The organism is Pseudomonas sp. Sample_10 (genome assembly GCF_004321495.1).
Lineage (GTDB): Bacteria > Pseudomonadota > Gammaproteobacteria > Pseudomonadales > Pseudomonadaceae > Aquipseudomonas.
The window spans coordinates 1-22,550 of record NZ_RCOE01000248.1; the positions used below are offsets into that span (position 1 = coordinate 1).

The window sequence follows — 22,550 nt, forward strand, 5'->3', positions numbered from 1 at the left end:
GTTCCCAGCACGCCAACAAGGACACCGCCATGAAAATGCTGCGGGCCAAGTTGTATGAGCAGGAAATGCAGAAACGCAATGCGGCCTCCCAGGCCCTGGAAGACACCAAGTCCGATATCGGCTGGGGTCACCAGATTCGTTCGTACGTGCTGGATGCCTCGCGGATCAAGGATCTGCGCACCAACATCGAACGCAGCGACTGCGACAAGGTGCTCGATGGCGACATCGACGAGTACCTGGAAGCCAGCCTGAAATCCGGGCTGTAAAAGACGCACACAGGATCGCTGATTCAGCGCGATCCCTGTAGGAGCCAGCCTGCTGGCGATCCCCGGGCCGCAGGGCCCGGGGGCAACGAACCTGATGGAATATTTAAAGACATGAGCGACCTAGAACTCGACCCGCAAGCCCTGCAACAGGAAGAAAACTCCCTGATCGCCCTGCGCAAGGAAAAGCTGGCTGCCGAGCGCGCCAAGGGCAACGCCTTCCCGAACGACTTCCGCCGCGAAAACTACTGCGATGCCTTGCAGAAACAGTACGCGGACAAGACCAAGGAAGAGCTGGCAGAGGCTGCGATCCCGGTCAAGGTTGCCGGTCGCATCATGCTTAACCGTGGCTCGTTCATGGTGATCCAGGACATGACCGGTCGCATCCAGGTCTACGTCAACCGCAAGACCCTGTCCGAAGAAACCCTGGCCGCGGTGAAAACCTGGGACATGGGCGACATCATTGCTGCCGAAGGGACCCTGGCCCGTTCCGGCAAGGGCGACCTGTACGTTGAAATGACCACCGTGCGCCTGCTGACCAAGTCCCTGCGCCCGCTGCCGGACAAGCACCATGGCCTGACCGATACCGAACAACGCTATCGCCAGCGTTACGTTGACCTGATCGTCAACGAAGACGTGCGCCAGACCTTCCGCGTGCGTTCGCAAGTGATTGCGCACATCCGCAGCTTCCTGATGAAGCGCGACTTCCTGGAAGTGGAAACGCCGATGCTGCAGACCATTCCGGGCGGCGCCGCGGCCAAGCCGTTCGAAACCCACCACAACGCACTGGACATGGAAATGTTCCTGCGTATCGCGCCTGAGCTGTACCTCAAGCGCCTGGTGGTTGGCGGCTTCGAGAAAGTGTTCGAGATCAACCGCAACTTCCGTAACGAAGGTGTCTCGACTCGACACAACCCTGAATTCACCATGTTGGAGTTCTACCAGGCCTACGCCGACTACGAAGACAACATGGACCTGACCGAAGAATTGTTCCGTGAACTGGCGCAGCTGGTTCTGGGTAGCACCGACGTGCCATACGGCGACAAGGTGTTCCACTTCGGCGAGCCGTTCGTGCGTCTGTCGGTGTTCGACTCGATCCTCAAGTACAACCCTGAGCTGACCGCTGACGACCTGAACGACATCGACAAGGCCCGTGCCATCGCCAAGAAGGCCGGCGCCAAGGTGCTGGGCTTTGAGGGCCTGGGCAAGCTGCAGGTGATGATTTTCGAAGAACTGGTCGAGCACAAGCTGGAACAGCCGCACTTCATTACCCAGTACCCGTTCGAAGTGTCGCCGCTGGCCCGTCGCAACGACGATAACCCGAACGTTACCGACCGTTTCGAACTGTTCATCGGTGGCCGTGAAATCGCCAACGCCTACTCCGAGTTGAATGACGCGGAAGACCAGGCCGAGCGTTTCATGGCGCAGGTGGCCGATAAGGACGCCGGCGACGACGAAGCCATGCACTACGACGCCGACTTCGTTCGTGCGCTGGAGTACGGCATGCCGCCAACGGCCGGTGAAGGTATCGGCATCGACCGTCTGGTGATGCTGCTGACCAACTCCCCGTCGATCCGCGACGTGATCCTGTTCCCGCACATGCGGCCGCAAGCGTAAGTGTTTCAGTTAAAAAGCCGCCTTTTCAGGCGGTTTTTTATTGCCTGTCTGGTACAAACGTATCAAATGGTTACTTTTGAAGTGAAAGAGGAGTTCCTGTCGTGAACGGTGCAATGGCTCAAGAAGGTGCGGCGGGTGTCGCCACAGCGGTCGCTGAGAGTGTCCAGTACCAGGGGCGCAAGGCCAGCCGACAGGGCAGCGAACAGCGTCGACAGGACATTCTCGATGCCGCGATGCGCATTGTCGTGCGTGATGGCGTGCGGGCGGTAAGGCACCGTGCAGTGGCCGCCGAGGCGCAAGTGCCGCTGTCGGCAACCACTTACTATTTCAAGGATATCGATGACCTGCTCACCGATACCTTCGCCCAATACGTCGAACGCAGCGCGGCGTACATGGCCAAGCTGTGGGTCAACAACGAAGGCCTGTTGCGCGACATGATCGCCAGTGGCGACGGCAGTCCGCAGGCACGCTCGAAACTGGCGGACGACATTGCGCGGTTGATGACCGACTATGTCCACCGGCAACTGGTGACGCGTCGTGAGCATTTGATGGCCGAACAGGCGTTCCGCCAGGAAGCGCTGTTGAACCCGCGTCTGGCTGTGCTGGTGCGCTCGCATCAGCAGATACTGTTGCAGGGGTCTTGCCAGCTTTTCCAGGTATTGGGTTCGCGCGAGCCACAACAGGATGCCAAAGTGTTGACGTCTATAATCGGACGGATGGAATATCAGGGCCTGCTCAACGAGGCTGAGCCGGTCGCCGAAGAGGAAATGCTCGGCATACTTACGCGTTATATGCATTTGGTGCTGGCATCGGTATAAATCCCGCGCCGTCACTAAACCCTGTACCGATCGTTCCCACGCTCTGCGTGGGAATGCCGCCCGGGACGCTCCGCGCCCCTTGTCGGTGTGACGCAGAGCGTCACTGGATGCGTTCCCACGCAGACCGTGGGAACGATCAGCAAAGCGGTTTGATCATCAAGGGAGTGTTGAATGAAAGCCTGGCGTGTCGTTGTGATCGCCTTGTCGTTCCTGTTGCTCAGTGGCTGTCTGGTGACTTTCAAGGAACCATTGCCCACCGGCGAACCTGCGCCCAAAGGGTTGCTCGGCAAATGGACCAGCACCAACGCCTGGGGGGAACCGGTCAATCTGGAACTGACGCGCGTCGGCGACAATCGCTATCAGGCAGTCAGTTACTTCCGGGCCAAACCCAGGGAGCGCGAGGCCTACCCGTTCACGGTGTCGCGCCATGGCAATCGCTGGTATTTCTCGGCGAAGGTACCGGCGCAGTTTGGAGGCAACTTCACCGTGGGCGGGTTTGAACTCACCGACAAGCACGAACTGGTGGTGTACAACCTCGACCTTGAACAGATCCAACAGGCGATGGGGCAGAACGTCCTGAGCGGCCAGCGTTTTCAAACCGACGACGGCGATGGCGTGCTGATCGACAACAGCATGGACCAGGTGTCCGCCTGGCTCGACGATCCGGCCAACTCCGATGTATTCGTCGAAGTGGTGCGCTATCAGCGTCAGGCCAAAACCAGATAAACCCAGCATTTTCTACAGGAGTTTCGGGTGGACGATTACCAGCAGTCGATACGCATTTTGTCCGATCGCATTGTGCTGGCGCAGACGCCGATCCGCGTCCTCGACGCGGTCAAGTGGGACGAGAATATTCGCAAGGGCTTCCTCAAGGCCAAAGGCAAGGAAATGCCAGCGGTGGACCGCGACTACTACCTCAATCGGCCACTGGCGTTCGACTCCAGCAAGGTAAAGCTGGAATTCCAGAACATCGAGCGCGACATCACCCGTCAGCTCGGCCAGTTCAACCCGGTCGGTCAGATCATGCGCCGTATGTGCAAGGAGTACCGCATGGTGGTGCGCATGCTCGAAGCGCGCGGCACCGAGGATTTCGGCCTGATTTCCCAGGAATTGTATGGCGCCGCATCCGATGCGTTCCACGCCGGTGACCCGACGCTGTCTGACCTGGGCATGATGTTGTCCGAGTACCTGAACAATATTGACGGCCGTGGCGATCTGAAGGATGAACCCAAGACCCTGACCGCCAAAGAAGCCGTGCACCTGCTGCAAACCCGCTTGAACAGGGTATTTGGCGAGGCCGAGGAAACCATCCGCGTGTTCGAGTCCGACGGCATCGTCGCCGACGCGGCGGCGGGCGCCGACTACATCAAGATCCGCACCGACGCTATGTTCAACGAGCGTGACGTGCGCGCCCTGGAAGTCCACGAAGGGCTGGTGCACGTCGGCACCACGCTCAACGGCCTGAACCAGCCGATCTGCACCTTTCTGTCGAAGGGTCCGCCCTCGTCGACGGTGACCCAGGAAGGCTTGGCGATCCTGATGGAAATCATCACCTTCGCCTCCTACCCGAGCCGCCTGCGCAAACTGACCAACCGCACCCGTGCGATCCACATGGTGGAGGAGGGCGCGGATTTCCTGCAGGTGTTCGAGTTCTTCCGCGAACAAGGTTTTGAAATGCCCGAGAGCTACAGCAACGCCAGTCGCGTTTTCCGTGGCTCGGTACCGACAGGTCTGCCATTTACCAAAGACTTGTCCTACCTCAAGGGCTTCATCATGATTTACAACTACATTCAGTTGGCCGTGCGCAAAGGCAAGCTTGAGCAGATCCCGCTGTTGTTTTGTGGCAAGACCACGCTGGAAGACATGCGCACCTTGCGCCAGTTGGTCGATGAAGGCCTGGTAGTGCCGCCCAAGTATTTGCCGGAACAGTTCCGTGACATGAACGCATTGTCGGCATGGATGTGCTTCTCGAACTTCCTCAACCACCTGAGCCTGGACCGGATCGAGGCGGATTATTCCAACATTTTATAAGGCTGGTGAATAACCCTGTGGGAGCGGGCTTGCCCGCGATGGCGGCATAACATTCAGCATGAATGTTGACAGTGACATTGCTATCGCGGGCAAGCCCGCTCCCACAGGTTGATCATTTGCCTGAGAGTCTTTATCTCTGATCGTTCCCACGCTCCGCGTGGGAATGCCGCCATGGACGCTCCGCGTCCACTGTGACGCAGAGCGTCACGGTATGCATTCCCACGCAAAGCGTGGGAACGATCTTGATCAACCTAATCTTGCGAGGTTTCACCGGATGAGAATCCTCGGCACCCTCTGCCTTCTCCTGTCCCTGAGCGGTTGCAGTTCGCTGCTGTTCTACCCCGAACCCGGCCAGTTGTTCACCCCGGAAAAAGCCAAACTCCAATACCGCGAAGTCACCTTGGTCACCGCCGATGGCCTGAAGCTGAATGCCTGGTGGCTACCGGCGAAACAGGGGGTCGAGGTCAAGGGCACGGTGCTGCACCTGCACGGCAACGGCGGCAATTTGCCGATGCATCTTGGCGGCAGTTATTGGTTGCCCGAGCAGGGTTATCAAGTGCTGCTGTTGGACTATCGCGGTTATGGGTTGTCCGAAGGCAAACCGAGTCTGCCGGCGATCTACCAGGACATCGATGCCGCGTTCAAGTGGCTCGATCAGGCACCCGAGGTCAAAGGCAAGCCAGTGATTCTGCTCGGCCAGAGCCTCGGGGGGGCAATGGCAGTTCACTACCTGGTTCAGCACCCGCAGCGGCAAAAACAGCTCAAGGCTTTTGTGCTCGATGGTGTGCCCGCCAGCTACCGCAGTGTCGGTCAGTTTGCGTTGAGTCATTCGTGGGTGTTCTGGACATTCCAGGTGCCGCTGTCCTGGCTGGTGCCGGACGGTGACAGCGCCATCAACTCCATGGCCCAGCTCAATGGCGTACCGAAACTGATCTACCACAGCATCGATGATCCGATCGTGCCTCTTTCCAACGGCATCCGACTGTATCAAGCTGCGCCGCCGCCGCGCGTGCTGCAATTGACCCGCGGTGGGCACGTGCAGACATTCGCCGACCCGGTCTGGCGCACCGTCATGTTGCGCTATCTGGACGATCCGCAACATTTCAACGGCCTGCGCCGCCTGGGTGAAATACCCAATTACCCGGCACCCTCGAATTCCCCCGCCGAACCATCAGAGAACCCGCAATGAGTGAAGAACGTAACGCCATCCCGCTGATCATCACCGGTATCTGCAGCATCCTCGGCACCGTCGGCGCCCTGTGGTGGTACGGCTACCTGCACTTCGCCAAGCCCGAGGATGCGTTGCTGCTCAATGAGTTCACCATGCTCAAGACCGTGCCGGGCGAAGACTACAAAGTCTCCCTGGAACCGGCCGCGCAAGTGGCGCAGTGCATCGATGGCGTGCTGGTGTTGTTCGACACCGAACAGAAAGGCCTGACCGGCGTGCTGGTCAACGACCGCAAGAAAGCGGTGCGTTGCATGGGCCAGGAAACCCCGCAGAAGCTGGAGCAATAAACCGATTTTCACAGGCAACACAGAACCAATGTGGGAGCCAGCCTGCTGGCGATTGCGATTGAACATTCAACAGTGATGTTGACTGATCCAACGCTATCGCCAGCAGGCTGGCTCCCACAGATTTTTGTGTGCTGACAACTTACTGGGTGTTAGAGCTCACCGCCGAACGCGGAATCACCGGTTGGTTATCGTTGGAGATCGTCACTTCCACCCGACGGTTTTGCGCCCGGCCCGAGGTGCTGGTGTTATCCGCCACCGGGTATTCCTTGCCGTAACCCTGGGCGACGATGCGGGTCGGATCAACGCCCATCTTCACCAGCGCCATGCGCACGGAGTTGGCGCGACGTTCCGACAGCGACTGGTTGTGCGACGCGGTCCCGGTGCTGTCGGTGTAGCCCTCGACGATCACTTTGCGATCAGGGTTTTCCTGGAGGTACTGCGCCAGTTTGTTGATGTTCATCAGGCCGTTGGATTTCAGCTCGGCCTTGTCGGTAGCGAACAGCACATCACCGAACGTCACCAGGGTGCCGCGATCGGTCTGTTTGGCGTTGAGGCTGTCCTGCAACTGTTTGATCTGTTGATCGCGAGCGTCGAGACGGGCCTGGGCGCGTTGTGCCGAAGCATTTTTCAGATTGGCTTCGGCGGTGCGCAGGGCGATGGTCTGTTTGGCGACTTCAACCCGCTGGTTGGTCAAATAGGCCAACTGATCGACCTTGGCCTGATCTTCCTTGTCCAGGTAAGCCTTGTCGGCCTTGTCCAGGTAATCACTGGCTTCCTTGGTTTCCAGTGCGGCGACTTTGCTCGCCTGCGGGTTGGCTTGCAGGCCGGAATAATTGGTGCGGGCCTGTTCAAGGTTGGCATTTGGCGGCGTGGAGCAGGCAGCCAGGGCAACGCTTGCGGCCAGCAGAGCAGGGAGCATCAAATGTTTGGAATTCATAGTGGTATCGTCCTTTTGATCGTCTGAGAGATAGTCATGTCGCGCCGTTACTGGACGGTGCGCTGACTTTCCTGACGCAGTTCCTGAACCCCTTTTTGAGAGTCCTTTACAGTCTGTTCGGCTTTCATCGCCTGGGCTTTGCGCTCGGCTACGCGGGCATCCCACTCAGCCTGTTCAGCCAGGACTTTCGCCTGATCGTACTGTTTGTCGTGCATGGCGATTTCCGCTTGCTTGAGCTTGTCCTGGGCAGCCTTCATTTCCACCGCAGCAAATTCGGTACCGCCCGCGCTGACGGCGTCTTTGACTGCAGACTCGCTGACGGCGAATTGCTCGGACGGTGGGTTGCCGGCGCAACCGGCCAGCACAAGGCTGCTGCCGATGGCCAGGGCAGCCATCTTCAGGCCATGCAGTGGGGTAAACGAGGATTTGCCAGTTCTGGTTTTCATAATCTTCAACTCCATTGGACTACTTCCTGAACAACGTGAACATCCATCCTGGGCAAGGAGCCGAACCGTCATTTTCGGGTCGTTTTGAAACGGCCGTCCCAGGCGTGGTTACTTGGGTTGACCCGAGGCGTTTTTTGAAAGTTCAGAGAAATTTAGCCAGCTATCGAAAAAAACGTGATCGGCTTGGCAGGGGCTTAAAGCAAAAAATGTGTGAGCGAGCCTGCTCGCGATAGCGCTGTATCAGTCGACATTGAAGTTGAATGTCAGTCAGCTATCGCGAGCAGGCTCGCTCCCACAGGGGGGATGTGCGGAGGAGGGAATCAGTGTTTTTGCTTGTCGTTGCCAGCTGACAAATCGTGCAGATGGCGCCTGGACAGCGCAAGAAAACGCGGAGTCGGGCCGATGTCTTCGTACAGCGGGTCACCTTCTTCGTCGGTGGCGACCACTGTCGAGCCCTTCACATACGGGAAGCTCTTTTCGAGTTCTTCAAGTGCGGCGCCGATCAACTCGCCAAGCAACTCTTCGGGATGCCGCTTGGGGTACATCTCGGTAATCGCTGCCAGGCGTGCGGCGGCTTCCACGTCCAGGTGAATCGTGTAGCCGGTCTTGGTCAGGCGACCCTTGGCGTTTTCTTCCCAATGCTGGGCAAGTTCACGGATTTTCATAATCACCTCGTTGCGCGCCTGCTCGTGGCAGGCCGGGGGAGTATCCGGCGTTGGCCGGCGACAGCCGTTGTACGGCGTACTGTTCAGACTAGCTTCAACGCACAAGGTTTAAAGGTCCTTCGTCGTCTTGCTTGTAAGAAGACGTCTGGGGCGGCACTCTTGGGTTTACTGGCCGCCCGGATTCTTTGCTGGAGAACTGCTGATGACCGATATCGATGCACGCTTGCGCGAGGACGTTCACCTGTTGGGTGAGCTGTTGGGCAATACCATTCGTGAACAGTACGGGGACGGCTTTCTCGACAAGATCGAGCAGATCCGCAAAGGCGCCAAGGCTGACCGTCGCGGCTCGATGGACGCCGAGCTGAGCGCCAGCCTCAATCAATTGACCGAAGCTGAATTGCTGCCGGTGGCGCGGGCGTTCAACCAGTTCCTCAACCTGGCCAACATCGCCGAGCAATACCAGTTGATTCATCGTCGCGAAGAATCCCAACAGGCACCGTTCGAGTCACGGGTACTGCCGGAACTACTCGCGCGCCTGCGAGACGAAGGCCATGGCGCCGAGTCATTGGCCCGGCAACTTGGACGACTGGAAATCGAACTGGTGTTGACCGCGCACCCGACCGAAGTCGCGCGCCGCACACTGATCCAGAAATACGACGCGATTGCCGCTCAACTGGCCGCCCAGGACCACCGCGACCTGACCAGCGCCGAGCGCGAGCAGATCAGGACGACGTTGCAACGCCTGATCGCCGAAGCCTGGCACACCGAAGAGATACGCCGTACGCGCCCGACGCCGGTCGATGAAGCCAAATGGGGCTTTGCAGTGATCGAGCATTCGCTGTGGCAGGCGATTCCGAATTATCTGCGCAAGGCCGATCAGGCACTGCATGCCGCCACGGGCCTGCGTTTGCCGCTGGAGGCTGCGCCGATCCGCTTTGCTTCGTGGATGGGCGGCGACCGTGACGGCAACCCGAACGTGACGGCAGCGGTGACCCGTGAAGTGCTCCTGCTGGCACGCTGGATGGCCGCCGATCTGTACCTGCGCGATATCGATCATCTCGCCGCCGAACTGTCGATGCAGCAGGCCAGTGACGAACTGAAGGCCAAGGCTGGCGACAGTGCCGAACCGTATCGAGCCGTACTCAAACAACTGCGAGAACGCCTGCGCGCTACCCGCAATTGGGCTCACACTGCGTTGACTACGCCGACACCTGCTTCGGCCGACGTACTGCAAGACAACCGCGACCTGCTTGATCCTCTAGAGCTTTGCTACCACTCGCTGCATGAGTGCGGCATGGGCGTGATCGCCGACGGCCCGCTGCTCGATTGCCTGCGCCGGGCGGTGACGTTCGGCCTGTTCCTGGTGCGGCTGGATGTGCGCCAGGACTCGTCGCGCCATAGCGCGGCCATGAGCGAAATCACTGATTACCTCGGCCTGGGCCGCTACGAGGATTGGAGCGAGGAAGAACGCATCACGTTCCTGACCCGCGAACTGAACAACCGACGGCCCTTGCTGCCGGCCCACTACAAACCGTCCGCCGACACCGCCGAAGTGTTGGCGACCTGCCGGGAAATCGCTGCCGCGCCACAAGCTTCCCTTGGTTCCTACGTCATCTCCATGGCCGGTGCCGCTTCCGATGTGCTGACGGTTCAGTTGCTGCTCAAAGAATCCGGCGTGTTGCGGCCGATGCGCGTGGTGCCGTTGTTCGAAACCCTGGCCGACCTCGACAACGCCGGCCCGGTGATTGAAAAACTGTTGTTGCTGCCGGGTTATCGCTCGCGTCTGCAAGGGCCGCAGGAAGTGATGATCGGCTACTCCGACTCGGCCAAGGATGCCGGCACCACCGCAGCAGCGTGGGCGCAGTATCGGGCGCAGGAGCGTCTGGTGGATATCTGCCGCGAGCAGCAGGTGGAGCTGCTGTTGTTCCACGGTCGCGGTGGCACCGTGGGCCGTGGCGGCGGCCCGGCGCATGCGGCGATTTTGTCGCAACCACCGGGGTCGGTGGCGGGGCGTTTCCGTACCACCGAGCAAGGGGAAATGATTCGTTTCAAATTCGGCCTGCCGGACATCGCCGAACAGAACCTCAATCTGTATCTGGCGGCGGTACTCGAAGCGACGTTGTTGCCACCGCCGCCGCCCACGCCCGAGTGGCGCCACTTGATGGACGAACTGGCCGCCGACGGGGTCCGTGCGTACCGCGCCGTGGTGCGGGAAAACCCGCAGTTCGTCGAGTACTTCCGCCAATCGACCCCGGAACAGGAATTGGGACGCTTGCCACTGGGCAGTCGCCCGGCCAAGCGTCGTGCCGGCGGGATCGAAAGCCTGCGCGCAATCCCGTGGATCTTCGGCTGGACCCAGACGCGCCTGATGTTGCCGGCCTGGCTCGGCTGGGAAGCGGCGCTGAGCAAGGCGCTGGAGCGCGGCGAAGGCGAACTGCTGGGGCAGATGCGCGAGCAATGGCCTTTCTTCCGCACCCGCATCGATATGCTGGAAATGGTCCTGGCCAAGGCCGACGCCGATATCGCGCAATCCTACGATCAGCGTCTGGTCGAACCGGATCTGCTGCCGTTGGGCGCGCACTTACGCGACCTATTGTCGCAGGCGTGCTCGATCGTGCTCGGGCTGACCGGTCAGTCGCAGCTACTGGCACATAGCCCAGCCACCCTCGAATTCATTCGCCTGCGCAACACTTACCTCGACCCGCTTCATCTATTGCAGGCCGAGTTGCTGGCCCGTTCGCGGCAACAGGATGTGGCACAGGACAGCCCGGTGGAACAGGCGTTGCTGGTGTCTGTGGCGGGGATTGCCGCTGGTTTGCGCAATACCGGCTAAAGTTTTTGTCGTTGGATGAGGCGTCCGGAGCATGTGCCGGATGCCGTCCGAGGGCGCGGATAAAAGTGCTGCCAAGCGACAGTTAATGTTGGGGTTGCGACGAGGGAAACCGCGTCCAAAGGTCGTAGCCGACGCGGGTTTCTCCGACTTTTGGCGGCTTGTGTGGTCGCAGCCTGCTGTGTATCTTGATCAGCCTTTGGCCGTTTGGGCGGTCACGACCCTATTTTTGAGATTGGCCCCACGAGGCGAATCTGACGTTATCCATATAAAAAATTGAGGAGCACATCGATGCGCGTCATTCTGCTGGGAGCTCCCGGGGCCGGTAAAGGTACTCAGGCTAAGTTCATCACCGAAAAATTCGGCATTCCGCAAATTTCCACCGGCGACATGTTGCGTGCTGCGGTCAAGGCCGGCACCGAACTGGGCATCAAGGCCAAGAGCATCATGGATGCCGGCGGCCTGGTTTCCGATGACCTGATCATCGCGCTGGTCAAGGACCGTATCTCCCAGGCTGATTGCGCCAACGGTTTCCTGTTCGACGGTTTTCCGCGCACCATTCCTCAGGCTGAAGCCTTGGTGACTGCCGGCGTCGAGCTGGACGCTGTGGTCGAGATCGCCGTTGAAGACGAAGAAATCGTCCAGCGCATTGCCGGTCGTCGTGTCCACGAAGCCAGCGGCCGCGTGTACCACATCGTCTACAACCCGCCGAAAATTGCCGGCAAAGACGACATCACCGGCGAAGAGCTGGTACAGCGCAAGGACGACACCGAAGAAACCGTGCGTCATCGCCTGTCGGTCTACCATTCGCAGACCAAGCCGCTGGTGGATTTCTACCAGAAACTGTCTGCTGCCAATGGCAAGCCGAAGTACAGCCATATCGAAGGCGTCGGTTCGGTAGAAGCAATCACCGCCAAGGTTCTTGCTGCCCTGAGCTGAAAACTCTGAACCGTTGCATCATCCACGGCCCGCTTGCGGGCCGTAGTTGTTTATACTGACGCACTTTTTTCTGACCACTTGTTACGGAAACATCGATGAGCACCTTGCTGGCCCTGGACACCGCGACTGAAGCTTGCTCCGTTGCCTTGCTGCATGACGGCAAAGTGACGAGCCATTACGAGGTGATCCCGCGTCTGCACGCGCAGAAATTGCTGCCGATGATCCAGCAGTTGCTGGCCGACGCCGGCACCACCCTGCAAGCAGTCGATGCCATTGCGTTCGGTCGCGGGCCGGGCGCTTTCACTGGCGTGCGCATTGCCATCGGTGTGGTGCAGGGTCTGGCATTCGCGCTGGATCGCCCGGTGTTGCCGGTATCGAACCTCGCCGTGCTGGCCCAGCGCGCTTACCGCGAACATGGCGCCAGCCAGGTTGCGGCGGCCATCGATGCACGCATGGATGAAGTGTATTGGGGTTGCTATCGCGAAACGGGGGGGGAGATGCGCCTGGTTGGCGCAGAAGCGGTATTGCCGCCCGAGTCGGCCGCATTGCCGGGTGATGCCAGTGGCGAATGGTTCGGCGCCGGCACCGGTTGGGGTTATGGCGAGCGGATTGCGGTCAACCTGAGCGGTCAGGATGCGGGCATGTTGCCTCATGCAGAAGATTTGCTGACCCTGGCGCGATTTGCCTGGGAGCGTGGTGAAGCGATTGTGGCCGACAAGGCGCAGCCAGTTTATCTGCGCGACAAAGTGGCGACGCCCAAGGCGCGTTAATCAGGTTTTATTGTGGCGAGGGAGCTTGCTCCCGCTCGGCTGCGCAGCAGTCGTAAAACCAGCCAACGCGATTCAACCGACCGCAATCGGGGCCGCTTCGCAGCCCAGCGGGAACTTGCTCCCTTGCCACATCTTGTTCCAACTTGGCCAATCGTCGTTTTCTAACCGCAGCTTTTAAACCTTTTGCTTTTTATGTGTTCTAGTTATCACTCGGCGGTTTGCGAAGCGGGCTATGCGCCACTAAACTGCCATCACTGATACCGAGCATGCACTTATGCGTATAGACGGCATTTCCTCTCAGTCCTACCCCATCAAGCGCAAGCCTCGCAAAGGCCATGTGGTGGAGGACGAGTCCGTCGAAATCGACGGCGAGCCGGAGTTTGCGTCTGAAGAGCAACTGGCTGCGCGAGCCGCCAAGTCCGCTGCGCAACGCCTTAGCAATCTTCCCGCCCGTCAGCAGGACATGCTCTACCACCGTGCGATGAGCAAAAGTGTGGCGATGGCTTTGGCCAGCTACCTCAGCACCGCCGGGTTCGTCGATTGGGATGCGGAAGTGCTGGGTCTCGACCTGTACATCTGATGTTGCTGCCTTACTACCTCGGCTGCCCCTCCTGGAGTGAAAACGCCTGGCGCGAATACCTGTATCCGCCTGACGCCAAACCCGCCGATTTTCTTGATCTGTATTGCCAGGTGTTCAACGCCGTGGAAGGTAATACGACGTTCTACGCGAGCCCCGCTGCCGGCACCGTGCAGCGCTGGGCCGAGGCCATGCCCGAGCACTTTCGCTTCACCGCCAAATTCCCCGGCGACATCAGCCATGGCGGTGACCTGCGTGACCAACTGACCGCTGTCGAAACCTTCACCCGATTGCTCAGCCCACTGGGTCAGCGGGTGTCGCCGCTGTGGCTGCAATTGTCGAAAAGCTTCACCCCGCAACGCTTGCCCGAGCTGGCTGCATTCATTGACGCGTTGGAGCGGCCGTTGGCGGTGGAAGTGCGGCATGACGATTTTTTCGCCAAGGGTGACAGCGAACGGATGCTCAACCGCCTGTTGCTGGATCGCGGCGTTGAACGCATCTGCCTCGACCCGCGCGCATTGTTCAGCTGCACCTCGATCGATCCTTCGGTGCTTCACGCGCAATCGAAAAAACCGCGTGTTCCACCTCGCCCGGCAGCGTTCACGCAATTTCCGCAGGTGCGTTTCATCGGTCATCCAGAGCTTGAGGCAAACGACCCGTTTCTATTGCCGTGGGTGGAAAAAATTGCCCTGTGGATTGAAGAGGGGCGCACGCCGTATATTTTCCTGCACACCGCCGACAATCTGCTGGCGGCTAAACTGGCCCAGCGTTTTCACCGTCGCCTGATACTGCGATTACCTGGCTTGCCGGCGCTGCCTGAGCTATACAGGAAACCCGCCGCCGAGCAACTTGGCTTGCTCTGAAGGCGGATTCGTTCGCCTTCTTCAGGAGCCTGCCAATGGATGCGCAAACCCTTCGAGCCCAAGCGTTCAAAGCCTTGCACGAACGCAGCAGCGCTTTCGTTATTCCCAACCCGTGGGATGCCGGATCGGCAAAAATGCTCGCCAGCCTGGGCTTCGAGGCGCTGGCGACCACCAGCGCCGGTTACGCTTTTTCCAACGCGCGCCCGGATGGTGGCCTGACCCTGGACGATACCCTCGCCAACGTCAGGGCGATTGTCGGCGCCAGCGATTTGCCGGTCGCGGTCGATCTGGAAAATGGTTTTGCCGATGACCCGGCGGAATGCGCGAAAAGTCTGTTGCGCGCAGCGCAGGCCGGGGCAGTGGGCGGTTCGATTGAAGACTTCACTGGCCGCGAGGACGCTCCGATCTACTGCTTCGAGCATGCCGTCGCGCGCATCGAGGCCGCCGTCGCTGCCGCCCGCAGTCTGCCTTTCCCTTTCATGCTGACCGCCCGGGCCGAGAATTTCCTGCACGGCAATCCGGATCTGGACGACACGATTCGCCGCTTGCAGGCATTCGCGGAGGCCGGGGCCGACGTGTTGTATGCGCCGGGCTTGCGCAGTGCCGACGATGTGCTGGCGGTTGTCCGCGCGGTGGCGCCGAAACCGGTCAATGTGTTGATGTCCGGAGGTTTGCAGCTGACGGTGCAGCAATTGAGCGACATGGGCGTCAAGCGCATCAGCGTCGGCTCGGCGTTGGCATTGGCAGCGCTGGGGGAGTTCTATCGCGCCGCCGAAGAGATCAAGACGTCCGGCACCTTCGGGTTCACGTCGCGCTCCATGCCGTACGCCCAGGCCAATCAGTTGTTCAAAGGCTGAGCATGGGCAACGGGCGCTGGATGCTGCTGGTGCTGTTGATCATTGGCGGCGGAGTGCTCAGCATCTGGCGTGGTTGGCTGGAAATACCGCCGCAATGGAACCCCTGGGCGCCGCTGGATGTGAAGGCTGCGCCGAACCTGCTGACCCGCTACAAACTGATGCGCCTGCGCGATGATCCGCAACTCTGCGCGCAAGCCCTGAGCAGTTCCGGTCTGCGCGTGACCCCGCAAGCCAACAGCCCCGACGCCCAATGCCCACTCAGCAATGCCCTGCGCGTACAGGGCGGTGATGTTGCCCTGAGCAGCAGTTTCCTCGCCAGTTGCCGCCTGGCCGTGTCGTTCGCGCTGTTCGAACATCACGCCCTGCAACCCGCGGCGCAGGCGGTCTATGGGCAAGCGGTGGCGCGGGTCGACCATCTCGGCAGCTTTGCCTGTCGCAATGTCTACAGCCGCGAGAATGGCCGGCGTAGTCAACACGCGTCGGCCAATGCGCTGGACATCGCCGGTTTTCGCCTGGCCGATGGTCGAACCATCAGCGTGCTCAAGGATTGGCCCAAGGACAATCAGGATGCGCAGTTTCTAAGACAAGTCCGCGATGGCGCCTGCGGCTTGTTCAGTGTGGTGTTGGGTCCGGATTACAACGCCGCGCATCGCAATCACTTTCATGTCGATGTCGGGCCGTGGTGGGTTTGTCGCTGAAGCGGACGTTGAGGCTCAGGCGGCGAGGCGCAGGTTCTGCAGGATGATCGGGCGCGCCCAACCATTATCGAAATCGAGTTGTTTCTGTTGCTCCAGCAACTCTTCCGGGGAGAACGGCGGGAACGGCTTGTCCAGCAGGTCCAGTTCGAACTCGGCAATCGGCAGGTGCAGTGGACGCGGTTGCGGCGCGGGGCCGGCTTCCGGCAATGGCTGGCCGGCGGTCAGCACAAGCGGGCGCACCCAGCCGCTTTCGAAATCCTGTTGTTTCTGCTGGGCGACGATTTCTTGCGCCGGGAACGGTGGGAACGGCTTGTCGGCCAGGTCCATTTCGAACTCGGCAATCGGCAGGAAGAGTGGCTCGGGCGGGCGAATCTCGTTGTCCTGCACATCGCATTCGCGCTGGGCAACGATGTGCGCCAGCAGATCGCTGCCAACGGTGGGTTCAACCGGGCTGTCGAGATCGACCGGTGGAAAGTTCAGCGATTTGGGCAGCACTTCACCCGACTGTTCGGCCAGCGCCCGGGCAAAGAAATCCTGCCAGATGTGGCTGACGCCGCTCAGTGCCTGGGTATTTCGCAGGTTGTAGTCGCCGTAGGGCGAGATAAAACCTGTGATTGTCGGTTGAATGTCTGACATTTCTCTCGGTCGACGCTCAGCTCTGGCAAAATGCTCGATAGTTTTGTTATCGGCCGTTTTTGCCGATCATTAATTTTTTGAGCGTGTTTTCCGATGATTGATCAACCCGCGGCGTGCCGCATCCATGTCGAGGCGTTGGACGCAGCCTTCGAACCCCAAGCCGAGCAATGGGCCGAGCGCCTGGGCCTGCCGCTGCAAGTGGCTGATGGCGAGTTTGCATTGCAGGTGGGTGACATGGGCTTGCAGCTGCAACAGCTGGGGCCGGATGCGCCGGGCCCGGTGCGGGTGGACTTCGTCGAGGGTGGCGCGGCGCATCGCCGGTTGTATGGCGGTGGCAGCGGGCAGATGATCGCCAAGGCTGTCGGCGTGGCTCAGGGCGTGCGCCCGCGGGTGCTGGATGCGACGGCGGGGTTGGGCAAGGATGCGTTCGTGCTGGCCAGCCTCGGTTGCGAGATGAGCCTGATCGAGCGCCAGCCTTTGATTGGCGCTTTGCTGGAGGATGGTCTGGCCCGAGGCGCGGAAGATTTCGATGTGGCGCCGATCGTCGCGCGGATGCGCTTGCTCAAGGGCAACTCGATCGAGGTGATGCGCAATTGGCAGGGCGAGCCGCCGCAGGTGATCTACCTCGACCCGATGTTTCCTCACCGTGAGAAAACCGCGTTGGTGAAGAAGGAAATGCGCCTGTTCCGGCCACTGGTGGGGGATGACCCGGATGCACCGGCATTGCTCGAGGCCGCGTTGGCGTTGGCCAGCCACCGGGTGGTGGTCAAGCGCCCGCGCAAGGCCCCGTGCATTGAAGGGCCGAAGCCGAGCCATGCGCTGGATGGCAAGTCCAGTCGGTATGACATTTATCCGAAGAAGGCGCTCAAGCCGTAAGTTGAAGCTGATCGTTCCCACGCTCTGCGTGGGAATGCAGCCCGGGACGCTCCGCGTCCCATTCGAGAGCTGGAACGCGGAGCGTCCCCTGAGGCGTTCCCACGCAGAGCGTGGGAACGATCACCGCTAGGGCCGATACGCCCGCATAAACAACCCCACCACTTCCTGCACATGGCTCTCGGCTTCATCGCCAACCAGCGGTTCGCCACAACCATAAAGCAAACGAAAATTCCCCGCGCCCTTGAGCAGGCAGAAGAAATGTTCCGCCGCGTTGTGCGGTTTGTCGATGCTCAGCACGCCGCTTTCATTGATCTTGCTCAACAGGCGCTCCATACCGTGCAGCATGCGCTGCGGTCCGGCCTCGAAGAAGATCTGCGAGAGCTTCGGGTCCTGACTGCCCAGGGTCATCATCAAGCGGTGCAGGTTCACTGACTCGTCACTGTTGATCAATTGATGAAAACCGCGCGCGATGTTCAGCAGCACGGTTTCCACTGCCACGCCTTCGGGCAATTCGAAAAACAGCGTCGGCAGTTGCTCCTCACACTTGGCCATCACGGCAGCGGAGAACAGCGTCTCCTTGTCGTTGAAATGGCTGTAGACCGTCAGCTTTGACACCCCGGCCTCGGCTGCAACTGCGTCCATGCTGGTGTTGGCATAACCCTTGGTCAGAAACAGCGTCTTCGCTGCATCGAGGATCGCCTGGCGCTTGGCCAAATCCTTGGGGCGGCCCGGGCCATTGGGTGCTGAAAGATTGTTCGGCATATGCGCTTTTATTACTGGACTGGTGAGTTTGCTATTAATAACATACTCGCCAGTATAATTATTCCAAGCACCATTAGCGAAAGGTCCTTCACCATGTTCCGCTATGCCTTGCCCCTCGCACTGCCAGTTACCCTGGCGTTTTTATTGACTGCGTGTGGTCACGAAGAGGCGCCGCAAGTCAGCGTTCGCCCGGCCATGGTGGTTCAGCCAGAGCCTTCGACGCAGTCGATGGAAAGCTATCCCGGTGAAGTGCGTGCGCGCTATGAGCCGGATCTGGCATTCCGCATCGGCGGCAAAGTCAGCCGACGACTGGTCGATGAGGGGCAGCGCGTCAAGGCCGATCAGCCGCTGGCCGAACTCGATCCCCAGGACGTGCGCCTGCAATTGGAGGCCACCCGCGCCCAGGTAGCCGCCGCCGAAGCCAATCTGAGCATGGTGCGCGCTGAACGTGATCGCTATAAAACGCTGATGGAGCGTCAGCTGGTCAGCCGTTCGCAATACGACAATCACGAAAACCTTTACCGTTCCGGTGAAGCGCGTCTCAAACAAATCAAAGCCGAATTCAACGTTTCGACCAATCAGGCCAGTTACGCGGTGCTGCGTGCGCCACAGGATGGCGTGGTAGCCAAACGCGCCGTGGAAGTGGGGCAAGTGGTGGCCGCTGGGCAAACGGTGTTTACCCTGGCGACCGATGGCGAGCGTGAAGTCCTGATCAGCCTGCCGGAACAAAGCTTCGGCCGCTTCAAGGTCGGCCAGCCGGTAGCTGTGGAACTGTGGACGCATCCGGACCAGCGCTTCGCCGGGCATATCCGCGAATTGTCGCCGGCCGCTGATCCCAAGTCCCGCACCTTCGCCGCGCGCATCGCGTTCAACACCGGCAAGGTGCCGGTGGAACTCGGCCAGAGTGCCCGCGTGTTTGTCCAGGCTGCCCAAGCCGCACCGTTGTCTGTGCCGCTGTCGGCGTTGACCGCAGAAGGCGGCGTGACCTACGTCTGGGTCGTCAGCGCCAACAACACTTTGAAGCGCACCCCGGTGCGGGTGGGTGCCTTCGGCGAGAAAACCGTCCCGGTGCTCGAAGGACTCAACGCCAGCGACTGGGTGGTGGCCGCGGGCGTCCATGTGCTGCTCGACGGGCAACAAGTACGCCCGGTGGATCGCTCCAACCGCGTGGTCAATCTGGCGCACAAGGAGTAATCCCCGATGGGTTTCAATCTTTCCGCCTGGGCGCTGCGCAATCGCCAGATCGTCCTGTTTCTGATGCTGTTGCTGGCGATCGTCGGGGCACTGTCCTACACCAAACTCGGCCAGAGCGAAGACCCGCCGTTCACGTTCAAGGCCATGGTGATTCGTACCAACTGGCCAGGTGCAACGGCGCAGGAAGTCTCGCGCCAGGTCACCGAACGCATTGAAAAGAAGCTGATGGAAACCGGCGAATACGAACGCATCGTCTCGTTCTCCCGCCCGGGCGAATCCCAGGTGACGTTCATTGCCCGCGACTCCATGCATTCGGTGGACATCCCGGAACTCTGGTATCAGGTGCGCAAGAAGGTCAGCGACATCCGCCATACCTTGCCGCCGGGAATTCAAGGGCCGTTTTTCAACGATGAATTCGGCACCACCTTCGGCAATATCTACGCATTGACCGGCGATGGTTTCGATTATGCCGTGCTCAAGGACTACGCCGACCGCATCCAGATCCAGCTGCAACGGGTCAAGGACGTGGGCAAAGTCGAGCTGCTGGGGTTGCAGGACGAAAAGATCTGGATCGAACTTTCCAACGTCAAACTGGCCACCCTCGGCTTGCCGTTGGCAGCGGTGCAGCAAGCCCTTGAAGAACAGAACGCGGTGTCCACGGCCGGCTTCTTCGAAACCACTAGCGAGCGATTGCAACTACGGGTCTCGGGCAATTTTCAGACAGTCGATGAGATAAAAAGCTTTCCGATTCGCGTCGGTGATCGCACTTTCCGTATCTCCGATGTGGCCGACGTGCGCCGTGGTTTCAACGATCCACCGGCGCCGCGCATGCGCTTCATGGCCGAGAACGCGATTGGTCTTGCGGTAGCGATGAAGGACGGCGGCGACATCCTGGTGCTGGGCAAGGCGCTGGAAATCGAGTTCGATCGTATCCAGAAAAACCTCCCTGCCGGGATGCAGTTGCGCAAGGTTTCCGATCAGCCCGCCGCCGTAAAAACCGGTGTTGGCGAGTTCGTTCAAGTGCTGGTGGAAGCGCTGGCCATTGTGCTTCTGGTGAGCTTTTTCTCCCTTGGCGTGCGCACCGGCATGGTGGTGGCGCTGGCGATTCCGCTGGTGTTGGCGATGACCTTCGCCTGCATGTATTACCTGGGCATCGGTCTGCACAAGATATCCCTCGGGGCACTGGTGCTGGCCCTGGGATTGTTGGTCGACGACGCGATCATCGCCGTGGAAATGATGGCGATCAAAATGGAACAGGGTTTCGACCGGATCAAAGCCGCGAGCTACGCCTGGACCAGCACCGCGTTCCCGATGCTCACGGGCACGCTGATCACCGCAGCCGGTTTCCTGCCGATTGCCACGGCGCAGTCGGGCACCGGCGAATACACCCGCTCGATCTTCGAGGTGGTGACCATCGCCCTGTTGGCATCGTGGGTGGCGGCGGTATTGTTTGTGCCTTTTCTTGGGGAAAAACTCCTGCCGGACCTGGCGAAAATTCATGCAGCCAAACACGGTTCCGGCCAACCCGATCCCTACGCTACGCCGTTTTATCAGCGTGTTCGGCGCCTGGTGGAATGGTGCGTGCGCTGGCGTAAAACGGTGATCACCGCGACCGTGGTGTTGTTCATTGCCTCCATCGTGCTGTTTCGCTTCGTGCCGCAACAGTTCTTCCCGGCATCCGGGCGTCTGGAATTGATGGTCGACCTGAAGCTGGCCGAAGGGGCTTCCCTGAGCAACACTGCCGATGAAGTCAAACGCCTCGAAGCACTGCTCAAGGACAAAGCCGGGATCGACAATTACGTTGCCTACGTCGGCACCGGTTCACCGCGCTTCTACCTGCCGCTGGATCAGCAACTGCCTGCGGCGAGCTTCGCCCAGTTTGTGGTGTTGGCGAAAACCATCGAGGAGCGCGAAAGCCTGCGCACCTGGTTGATTGCAACGCTCAACGAACAATTCCCGGCCCTGCGCTCGCGGGTGACCCGTCTGGAAAACGGCCCTCCGGTCGGCTATCCGGTGCAGTTCCGGGTCACGGGTGAGCACATCGAGGAAGTCCGGGCGCTGGCGCGCAAAGTCGCGACCAAGGTTCGCGAGAACCCGCACGTGGCCAATGTGCACCTGGATTGGGAAGAGCCGAGCAAAGTCGTCTATCTGAACATCGATCAGGACCGCGCTCGGGCGCTGGGCGTGAGCACGGCAAACTTGTCGAGGTTCCTGCAGAGCTCGCTCACCGGTTCCAGTGTCAGCCAGTACCGCGAAGACAACGAATTGATCGAGATCCTGTTGCGCGGCACCCTGCATGAACGCACCGAGTTGTCGCTGCTGCCAAGCCTGGCGGTGCCGACCGACAACGGTCGCAGCGTGGCGCTTTCGCAGATTGCGACGCTGGAATACGGCTTCGAGGAGGGTGTGATCTGGCATCGCAATCGTCTGCCGAACGTCACCGTTCGTGCCGATATCTATGGCAAGGAGCAGCCGGCGACACTCGTCCAGCAGATCATGCCAACGCTCGATCCGATTCGCGCTGAGTTGCCCGATGGCTATTTGCTGGATGTGGGCGGCACGGTCGAGGATTCGGCCCGTGGGCAGAACTCGGTGAAGGCGGGCGTGCCGCTGTTCATCGTGGTGGTGTTGACCTTGCTGATGCTGCAGTTGCGCAGCTTCTCCCGTACGGTGATGGTGTTTCTCACGGCACCGTTGGGGCTGATCGGGGTGACGCTGTTCCTGATGGTGTTCCGCCAGCCGTTCGGGTTTGTGGCGATGCTCGGGACCATCGCCTTGTCCGGGATGATCATGCGTAACTCGGTGATTCTGGTCGATCAGATCGAGCAGGATATCGCTGCCGGGCTCAAGCCTTGGCAGGCGATCATCGAGGCGACGGTGCGGCGGTTCCGGCCGATTGTGCTGACGGCGCTGGCGGCGGTGTTGGCGATGATTCCGTTGTCGCGCAGTGTGTTTTTCGGGCCGATGGCGGTGGCGATCATGGGGGGGTTGATTGTGGCGACGGCGTTGACGTTGCTGTTTTTGCCGGCGCTTTATGCGGCTTGGTTCAGGGTTCGCAAGGAGTCGGTTTGATGGTTTGAAGGTGGCGGCCTTAGGGCCGACCAGGCTGTTGGTTGTTTTTGGTGTATATCCGTTGCTTCGGTAACGGCCGCTTATGGTTCCGCTTTTACAGCGGGTTACTTTGAAAAGCGGAACGCCGCCCGGCGCAAAGTAACCAAACGCCCTTGCCCCTTTCGTTCGGTGCCTCGCCTAGGCT

The 22,550-nt window shown here is 60.1% G+C and carries 22 protein-coding genes; 17 read left to right on the plus strand and 5 right to left on the minus strand.

Annotated elements, in window-relative coordinates; genetic code table 11:
- The 7 genes from D8U18_RS24775 to D8U18_RS24810 all read left to right on the plus strand — a co-directional run.
- The coding region (locus tag D8U18_RS24775) for a peptide chain release factor-like protein (protein WP_277752492.1) at positions 1-266 on the plus strand (266 nt) is incomplete at its 5' end.
- Between the two features lie 111 nt (positions 267-377).
- Positions 378-1,880: a lysine--tRNA ligase gene (gene lysS / locus D8U18_RS24780; RefSeq protein ID WP_130904467.1), complete on the plus strand. Its 1,503-nt coding sequence runs from the start codon at positions 378-380 to the stop codon at positions 1,878-1,880.
- 113 nt (positions 1,881-1,993) lie between these two features.
- On the plus strand, positions 1,994-2,698 hold the full coding sequence (locus tag D8U18_RS24785) for a TetR family transcriptional regulator (protein ID WP_056856284.1): 705 nt from the start codon (positions 1,994-1,996) through the stop codon (positions 2,696-2,698).
- 171 nt (positions 2,699-2,869) lie between these two features.
- Complete coding sequence (locus D8U18_RS24790) at positions 2,870-3,424, plus strand: hypothetical protein (RefSeq protein WP_056856283.1); 555 nt, start codon at positions 2,870-2,872, stop codon at positions 3,422-3,424.
- A 27-nt stretch (positions 3,425-3,451) separates the two neighbouring features.
- Positions 3,452-4,729: a flavohemoglobin expression-modulating QEGLA motif protein gene (locus tag D8U18_RS24795; RefSeq protein ID WP_056856282.1), complete on the plus strand. Its 1,278-nt coding sequence runs from the start codon at positions 3,452-3,454 to the stop codon at positions 4,727-4,729.
- Between the two features lie 274 nt (positions 4,730-5,003).
- On the plus strand, positions 5,004-5,918 hold the full coding sequence (locus D8U18_RS24805) for an alpha/beta hydrolase (protein ID WP_056856281.1): 915 nt from the start codon (positions 5,004-5,006) through the stop codon (positions 5,916-5,918).
- The gene (locus tag D8U18_RS24810) at positions 5,915-6,244 is read left to right on the plus strand and encodes a hypothetical protein (RefSeq protein WP_056856280.1); all 330 of its coding nucleotides are present in this window, start codon (positions 5,915-5,917) and stop codon (positions 6,242-6,244) included. The genes D8U18_RS24805 and D8U18_RS24810 overlap by 4 nt, the downstream gene beginning before the upstream one ends.
- A gap of 139 nt (positions 6,245-6,383) precedes the next feature.
- Here D8U18_RS24810 and D8U18_RS24815 read toward each other — a convergent pair whose 3' ends face one another.
- The 3 genes from D8U18_RS24815 to D8U18_RS24825 form a co-directional block, all read right to left on the minus strand.
- Positions 6,384-7,181, minus strand: coding sequence for an OmpA family protein (locus tag D8U18_RS24815; protein ID WP_056856279.1), 798 nt, complete (start codon positions 7,179-7,181; stop codon positions 6,384-6,386).
- Positions 7,182-7,228: 47 nt separating this feature from the next.
- Positions 7,229-7,642 carry a DUF4398 domain-containing protein gene (locus D8U18_RS24820; protein WP_056856278.1) on the minus strand — a complete coding sequence of 138 codons (414 nt, stop codon included), beginning with the start codon at positions 7,640-7,642 and terminating at the stop codon, positions 7,229-7,231.
- 305 nt (positions 7,643-7,947) lie between these two features.
- Positions 7,948-8,292 (minus strand): hypothetical protein, encoded by a 345-nt coding sequence (locus D8U18_RS24825; RefSeq protein WP_056856277.1) that lies wholly within the window; start codon positions 8,290-8,292, stop codon positions 7,948-7,950.
- Between the two features lie 202 nt (positions 8,293-8,494).
- Between D8U18_RS24825 and ppc the strand changes: the two genes are divergently transcribed.
- From ppc to D8U18_RS24860, 7 genes are all read left to right on the plus strand, one after another.
- Positions 8,495-11,125 carry a phosphoenolpyruvate carboxylase gene (gene ppc, locus D8U18_RS24830; protein WP_130908515.1) on the plus strand — a complete coding sequence of 877 codons (2,631 nt, stop codon included), beginning with the start codon at positions 8,495-8,497 and terminating at the stop codon, positions 11,123-11,125.
- 288 nt (positions 11,126-11,413) lie between these two features.
- Positions 11,414-12,061 (plus strand): adenylate kinase, encoded by a 648-nt coding sequence (adk, locus tag D8U18_RS24835; RefSeq protein WP_056856275.1) that lies wholly within the window; start codon positions 11,414-11,416, stop codon positions 12,059-12,061.
- Positions 12,062-12,156: 95 nt separating this feature from the next.
- Positions 12,157-12,831 carry a tRNA (adenosine(37)-N6)-threonylcarbamoyltransferase complex dimerization subunit type 1 TsaB gene (gene tsaB, locus D8U18_RS24840; protein WP_131108777.1) on the plus strand — a complete coding sequence of 225 codons (675 nt, stop codon included), beginning with the start codon at positions 12,157-12,159 and terminating at the stop codon, positions 12,829-12,831.
- 274 nt (positions 12,832-13,105) lie between these two features.
- Positions 13,106-13,411 (plus strand): hypothetical protein, encoded by a 306-nt coding sequence (locus D8U18_RS24845; RefSeq protein ID WP_056856273.1) that lies wholly within the window; start codon positions 13,106-13,108, stop codon positions 13,409-13,411.
- Positions 13,411-14,271, plus strand: a complete 861-nt coding sequence (locus tag D8U18_RS24850) for a DUF72 domain-containing protein (RefSeq protein WP_131108779.1) — start codon at positions 13,411-13,413, stop codon at positions 14,269-14,271. Before D8U18_RS24845 ends, D8U18_RS24850 begins: the two co-directional genes overlap by 1 nt.
- A 35-nt stretch (positions 14,272-14,306) precedes the next feature.
- Entirely contained in the window at positions 14,307-15,128 is an 822-nt protein-coding gene (locus D8U18_RS24855; RefSeq protein ID WP_056856271.1) for an isocitrate lyase/phosphoenolpyruvate mutase family protein, read from the plus strand.
- A 2-nt stretch (positions 15,129-15,130) separates the two neighbouring features.
- Positions 15,131-15,826: an extensin family protein gene (locus D8U18_RS24860; RefSeq protein WP_056856270.1), complete on the plus strand. Its 696-nt coding sequence runs from the start codon at positions 15,131-15,133 to the stop codon at positions 15,824-15,826.
- A gap of 15 nt (positions 15,827-15,841) precedes the next feature.
- Here the strand turns inward: D8U18_RS24860 and D8U18_RS24865 are convergent, their stop codons facing one another.
- Positions 15,842-16,462 carry a hypothetical protein gene (locus D8U18_RS24865; RefSeq protein WP_056856269.1) on the minus strand — a complete coding sequence of 207 codons (621 nt, stop codon included), beginning with the start codon at positions 16,460-16,462 and terminating at the stop codon, positions 15,842-15,844.
- 96 nt (positions 16,463-16,558) lie between these two features.
- On the opposite strand from D8U18_RS24865, the gene D8U18_RS24870 reads away from it, so the two are divergent.
- Complete coding sequence (locus tag D8U18_RS24870) at positions 16,559-17,338, plus strand: class I SAM-dependent methyltransferase (protein ID WP_177336602.1); 780 nt, start codon at positions 16,559-16,561, stop codon at positions 17,336-17,338.
- 126 nt (positions 17,339-17,464) lie between these two features.
- Here the strand turns inward: D8U18_RS24870 and D8U18_RS24875 are convergent, their stop codons facing one another.
- Positions 17,465-18,100: a TetR/AcrR family transcriptional regulator gene (locus D8U18_RS24875; protein WP_130906384.1), complete on the minus strand. Its 636-nt coding sequence runs from the start codon at positions 18,098-18,100 to the stop codon at positions 17,465-17,467.
- Between the two features lie 93 nt (positions 18,101-18,193).
- On the opposite strand from D8U18_RS24875, the gene D8U18_RS24880 reads away from it, so the two are divergent.
- Both D8U18_RS24880 and D8U18_RS24885 read left to right on the plus strand, forming a co-directional pair.
- Positions 18,194-19,294, plus strand: coding sequence for an efflux RND transporter periplasmic adaptor subunit (locus D8U18_RS24880; protein WP_056856266.1), 1,101 nt, complete (start codon positions 18,194-18,196; stop codon positions 19,292-19,294).
- Positions 19,295-19,300: 6 nt separating this feature from the next.
- Positions 19,301-22,366, plus strand: coding sequence for an efflux RND transporter permease subunit (locus tag D8U18_RS24885; RefSeq protein ID WP_056856265.1), 3,066 nt, complete (start codon positions 19,301-19,303; stop codon positions 22,364-22,366).
- Positions 22,367-22,550: the final 184 nt, after the last annotated feature.